At 66.7% G+C, this 5,195-nt stretch carries 4 protein-coding genes and 2 pseudogenes; 1 reads left to right on the forward strand and 5 read right to left on the reverse strand.

Translation table 11 applies throughout. The features are described from left to right. The 5 genes and pseudogenes from CSW58_RS06405 to CSW58_RS06425 all read right to left on the reverse strand — a co-directional run. Positions 1–183: pseudogene (locus CSW58_RS06405) on the reverse strand (hypothetical protein); the annotation flags it as partial. Continuing rightward, positions 183–1,646, reverse strand: coding sequence for an IMP dehydrogenase (gene guaB / locus CSW58_RS06410; RefSeq protein ID WP_099446728.1), 1,464 nt, complete (start codon positions 1,644–1,646; stop codon positions 183–185). The gene guaB and the pseudogene CSW58_RS06405, both read right to left, overlap by 1 nt. Before the next feature lie 81 nt (positions 1,647–1,727). Further along, positions 1,728–2,780 (reverse strand): TrkA family potassium uptake protein, encoded by a 1,053-nt coding sequence (locus CSW58_RS06415; RefSeq protein ID WP_236627685.1) that lies wholly within the window; start codon positions 2,778–2,780, stop codon positions 1,728–1,730. A gap of 8 nt (positions 2,781–2,788) precedes the next feature. Further along, a complete protein-coding gene (locus CSW58_RS06420; RefSeq protein ID WP_099446730.1) occupies positions 2,789–3,496 on the reverse strand; it encodes an RlmE family RNA methyltransferase in 708 nt (235 codons plus the stop codon). Beyond that, positions 3,493–4,619 (reverse strand): annotated as a pseudogene (locus CSW58_RS06425) (Ppx/GppA phosphatase family protein). Before CSW58_RS06425 ends, CSW58_RS06420 begins: the two are co-directional and overlap by 4 nt. 185 nt (positions 4,620–4,804) lie before the next feature. Between CSW58_RS06425 and hspQ the strand changes: the two are divergent. After that, positions 4,805–5,134 (forward strand): heat shock protein HspQ, encoded by a 330-nt coding sequence (hspQ, locus tag CSW58_RS06430; RefSeq protein ID WP_099446731.1) that lies wholly within the window; start codon positions 4,805–4,807, stop codon positions 5,132–5,134. Positions 5,135–5,195: the final 61 nt, after the last annotated feature.

A 5,195-nucleotide genomic window follows, 5' to 3' on the forward strand; every position in this document is an offset into this window, starting at 1 on the left:
GAAATTGGCGGCGGCGCGCTCGAGCCGGGCGGCCATGCCGGTCAGCACCACCGGCGTGTCGCGCGGTCCGACATTCCACTTCAGGCCCCGCTGCGGCTGGGCGGCCGCGGCCGCCCAGAGCAGTTGGATCAGGCCCAGGACCGTCGCCGCCGCCAGCATCTTCAGCTCGAACGCCATCTGCATCAGACGGCGCTCGGATAGTTGGGCGCTTCGCGGGTGATCATGACGTCGTGGACGTGGCTTTCGCGCAGCCCGGCCCCGGTGATCCGCACAAAGCGCGCGCGCCTCTGCAGTTCCGGGATGGTCGGCGCGCCGACATAGCCCATGGCCGCCCGAAGGCCGCCGACCAACTGGTGCAGGACCGGGGCGATCGGCCCCTTGAACGGGGTCTGACCTTCGATGCCCTCCGGCACCAGCTTGAAGCTGTCGGTGATGTCCTTCTGGAAATAGCGGTCGGCCGAACCGCGCGCCATGGCCCCCACCGAGCCCATGCCGCGATAGCTCTTGTAAGAACGGCCCTGGTACAGGAACACCTCGCCGGGCGCCTCTTCGGTGCCGGCGAACATCGAGCCCATCATGGCCGTGCTGGCCCCGGCCGCGATGGCCTTGGCCAGGTCGCCGGAATATTTGATGCCACCGTCGGCGATGACCGGCGTGCCGCTCTCACGAGCGGCGCGGACGGCCTCCATGATCGCGGTCAGCTGTGGCACGCCCACGCCCGCGACGATGCGGGTGGTGCAGATCGAGCCGGGGCCGATACCGACCTTCACCGCGTCGGCGCCGGCGTCGATCAGGGCGCGGGCGGCGTCATAGGTGGCGATGTTACCGGCGACGATCTGGACGCGATTGGCCTCGCGCTTCAGGCGGCTGACGGCTTGGGCCACCTGGCTGGAGTGGCCATGGGCGGTGTCGATGACGACGACGTCGACACCGGCGTCCACCAGACCCATTGAGCGTTCGAAGCCGGCGTCGCCGACGGTCGAGGCCGCGCCGACCAGCAGTCGGCCCTTGTCGTCCTTGGCGGCCAGGGGGTGAGCCTGGGCCTTCTCGATATCCTTGACGGTGATCAGGCCGACGGCGTGATAGCCGTCGTCGACGACGATCAGACGCTCGATCTTGTGCTTGCGCAGTAGCTCGCGGGCTTCGCGCGGATCGACGCCCTCGCGCACCGTGATCAGGTTTTCTCGCGTCATGATCGCCGAGGCCGGGACCTTGTCGTCGCCCTCGAAGCGCATGTCGCGATTGGTCAGGATGCCGACCAGCTTGCCGCTGCCGCGCTCGACCACCGGGAAACCCGAGATCTTGCGACGGGCCGTGATCTCGCGAACCTCGGCCAGGGTGGTGTCGGGGTGAATGGTCAAAGGATTGATGACCATGCCGCTTTCGTAGCGCTTCACTTCGCGCACATGGTCGGCCTGCTCGTCGACCGTCATATTGCGGTGCAAAATGCCCATGCCGCCGGCCTGGGCCATGGCGATGGCTAGCCGGCTTTCGGTCACCGTGTCCATCGCGGCGGACACGAGCGGGATGTTCAGACTGATTTCACGCGTAAACTTGGTCTCGGTCGTCACCTGGGTCGGCATGACGTCTGACGGACCGGGTTCGAGCAAAACGTCGTCGAAGGTGAGCCCTTCGCGAATCTCCATTGGAGTCTCCATTTTGCGAGCCGCGTATAGCGGCGCCCCCCGGGTTTGTCGAGCCGCTCAAGGCGCTTCGCGATAGGGGAACTAGGCCGGGCCCGACATCGCGTCGCCAAAAAGGCCGTCGAGCGCGCCGCGGCCCAGCTTGGACAGCAGCACCAGACCGTCTCCGGCCTCGATGGGATGGTCAGCGGCGGGCTTGGCGATCACGGTGCCGTCCGGCCGGTTGATCTGGAGCAGGAAGGCGGCCCCGGCGCGACGCTCGATCTCGCCGGCGGTCAGGACGCCGCGCTCCAGATCACGCGGCACCACCAGGATCTCGAGATCGAGGCCGAGACGGTCGAGAGCCTTGTCCAGGGTCGCGCCCGCCTGCTCGCCGCGGAAGATCTGAGCCATCTCGGGAAACAGGATCAGCTCGGCGATCCGCTCCGCCCCGATATGGGTGGGCAAGACCACACGGTTGGCGCCGGCCTGCAGCAGCTTGCCCTCGGTGGAGGGTCGCTCGCCGCGGGCGATGATATGGAGCTTTGGACTGAGGCTGCGCGCCGACAGCGTGATGAACACATTGGCCGCGTCATCCGCCAGCACCGTGGCCATGACCTTGGCGCGCTCGATATGCACCGCCTTCAGCATGCCTTCGTCGGTCGCGTCGCCCTGTCGGCAGAGATGCCCGAGCTCGAGGGCGTGCTGGGCGCGCGCTTCGTCGCGCTCGATGATCACGAGCTTTGAACCGGCCGCGGCCAGCTCGCTGGCCAGCATCATGCCGATCCGACCGAAGCCACAGATGATGACGTGGCCTTCCAGCCGTTCGATGGTCTTTTCCACGCGCTTACCGAAAAACTGCTCGAGTTGAGTCTGGGTCAGGGCCTGCACCAGCGAGCCGGTGACGATGATGACCCCGGTGCATCCGAACACCATCGTGGCCATGGTGACGAGGCGCAAGTAGTCGGTGTCAATCGCGCGAACCTCGCCATAACCGACCGTGAAGATGGTCAGGGTGACCATGTAGAGGGCGTCGCCGAACCGCCACCCCGCAGCGCCATAGGCAATGATTGCGCACGCGCCAACCAGCAGGACGAAGGCGATCGAGAGCGCGAGGTTGCGGAACGGCCTTGAGACCAGACCTTCAATGCCCCCCACAGGCCGGGTCACCGCCCCTTGAACCCCGTCGCCACCAGGAAGACCTCCGAACTATCGGCGCGGCTGGCCTTGGGCTTGAAATGGACGACCTTCTCGAAGTTCTTCTTCAGCCGGGCGATGACGTCAGCCGTCTCGCCGCCCTGGAAGGCCTTGGCCACGAAGGCGCCGCCGGGCTTGAGCACCTCGATGGCGAACTCGGCGCCGATCTCGATCAGGCCGACGATGCGAAGGTGGTCGGTCTCCCGGTGACCCACGGTGTTGGGGGCCATGTCGGACATCACAAGGTCAGGCGCGCCGCCCAGCAGGTCCAGCATCATTGGCGGACAGGCTGGGTCGGTGAAATCCATCTCGAGGATGTGGGCCGGGGCGACGGGGTCGACCGGCAGGAGATCGACGCCGACGATATCGGTGACGCCCCGCTCGGTGGCCATCTGCAGCCAGCCGCCGGGCGCGCAGCCCAGGTCGATGACTCGGGCGCCCTTCTTGAAGAAGTGGTGTTTGTCGTCGATCTCGCTGATCTTGAAGGCCGCGCGGCTGCGATAGCCCAAGGCCCGGGCCTTGGCCGAGAACGGATCATTGATCTGACGCTCCAGCCAGGCCTGCTGCGAGGGCGTACGGCCATAGGCGGTCTTCAGACGCGCGGGCTTGGCCCGCCCACCGGCGTCGCCGCCAATCGGCGGCTTGACCATGCGCTTACGCGGAGGTTCATCGTTCATAGGGTCACCGTCTCGGGGCGGGCCCGACCGGCGCCGCCGCGCCGCCGACGGCGCGGTTTCTTCTGCTGGTCGGACATCAAGGACATCAGAAGTCCCTCTCTAAGCCCCCTGTCGGCCACACGCACGCGAGAACAGGGCCAAAGCTCCTGAACCGCCTGCAAGATCGCCGCGCCGGCCAGGACCAGATCCGCGCGATCGGCGCCAATACAGGGCTCCAGGGCCCGCTCTCTGGCGGTCAGCTTCAGCAGACGGTCGGCCGCCGCCTCACAATCCACGCGCCGCATCCACAGGCCATCGACGACGTTGCGGTCATAGCGGGGCAAGCCCAGGTGCAGACCGGCCAGGCTGGTGATCGCGCCGGAGGTGCCGACCATATGGGCGCGATCGGCGGCGAAGGTCTCGCGGAGCGACTCGGCGTGCGGAAAGGCGGCGATCTGGGTCTTGACCGCCTCGACCATGGACCGAAACCAGGCTTGGTCAGCGCGCTCGCCCTCGGGGAACCGCTCGGCCAGGGTGACGACGCCGATCGGGATCGACAGCCAGGCCTTGATCGGAAGCCGCCAAGCGGCGAACTGCCGCGGCTTGGAGTCCAGCCCGCCGGCCTGCAGGTCCACCCACGACAACTCCGTCGAACCGCCGCCGACATCCACCACAAGGGCCGCCTCGGCCTCGCGGTCGAAAAGACTCATGCATCCGGCCACCGACAGTTGGGCTTCTTCCTTGGGGGTGATGATCTGCAGCCGCAGTCCGGTCTCGTCGGCCACCCGCTGCACGAATTCACCGCCGTTCTCGGCCCCCCGACAAGCCTGGGTGGCGACGGCCTTGACCCGCAGAACCTTGCGACGCCGCACCTTTTCCGCGCAGACCTTCAGCGCCGCCATGGAGCGGTCCATGGCCTCTTCGGACAGCCGGCCCGTCTGGGACAGGCCCTCGCCGAGCCGCACGATACGGGAATAGGCCTCGACCACGCGAAAGCCGCGCGGCGACGGCGTGGCCACCAGCAGCCGACAATTATTGGTCCCCAGGTCAAGCGCCGCATAACACGGCTGCTCGCCCGACGACCGACGCCGCCCGCTCCAGTCGCCTGGAGGGGCGCGCCGGGCGCGCTCGGCGCTTCCGACATGGTCTTTCCACCTTGTCTCGCGGGCGACTCGCAACGAACCGCCCCACTTCAACAACGACCATAGCAACGAGATTCGCGCGCCGAAAGGCATCCGCTCGCCATCCCCGCAACCCCGCCTAACTTGCGCGTGATCCGGACGGTTTCGTTCAGGATTCAGTCAGGAGACTCAGCCTATCGTCTCGATCATGAACTCGAGAAACGCCAAATTCGCGATCGGCCAAGTGGTCAAGCACCGGATCTTCCCGTTCCGCGGCGTGATCTTTGACGTCGATCCGGTGTTCGCCAACACCGACGAATGGTGGAACTCGATTCCGGAGGATATCCGCCCCACCAAGGAGCAGCCGTTCTACCATCTGCTGGCCGAGAACGACGAGAACACCTACGTGGCCTATGTCTCCGAGCAGAACCTGCTGGCCGATGAAACCGGCGAGCCCGTCGGCCATCCGCAAGCCGCGCTGATCTTTGAGAGTTTCGATCACGGGGCCTATCGACTGCGCCCGCGCATATCTCACTGAAGCAACCGGCTGAGTCCCGGGCAAGGAATGCGCCGCCTTGTCCGTTCCGAGCAAGCTCCGC

This window comes from Caulobacter sp. B11 (assembly GCF_002737765.1).
Taxonomy (GTDB): Bacteria; Pseudomonadota; Alphaproteobacteria; order Caulobacterales; family Caulobacteraceae; genus Caulobacter.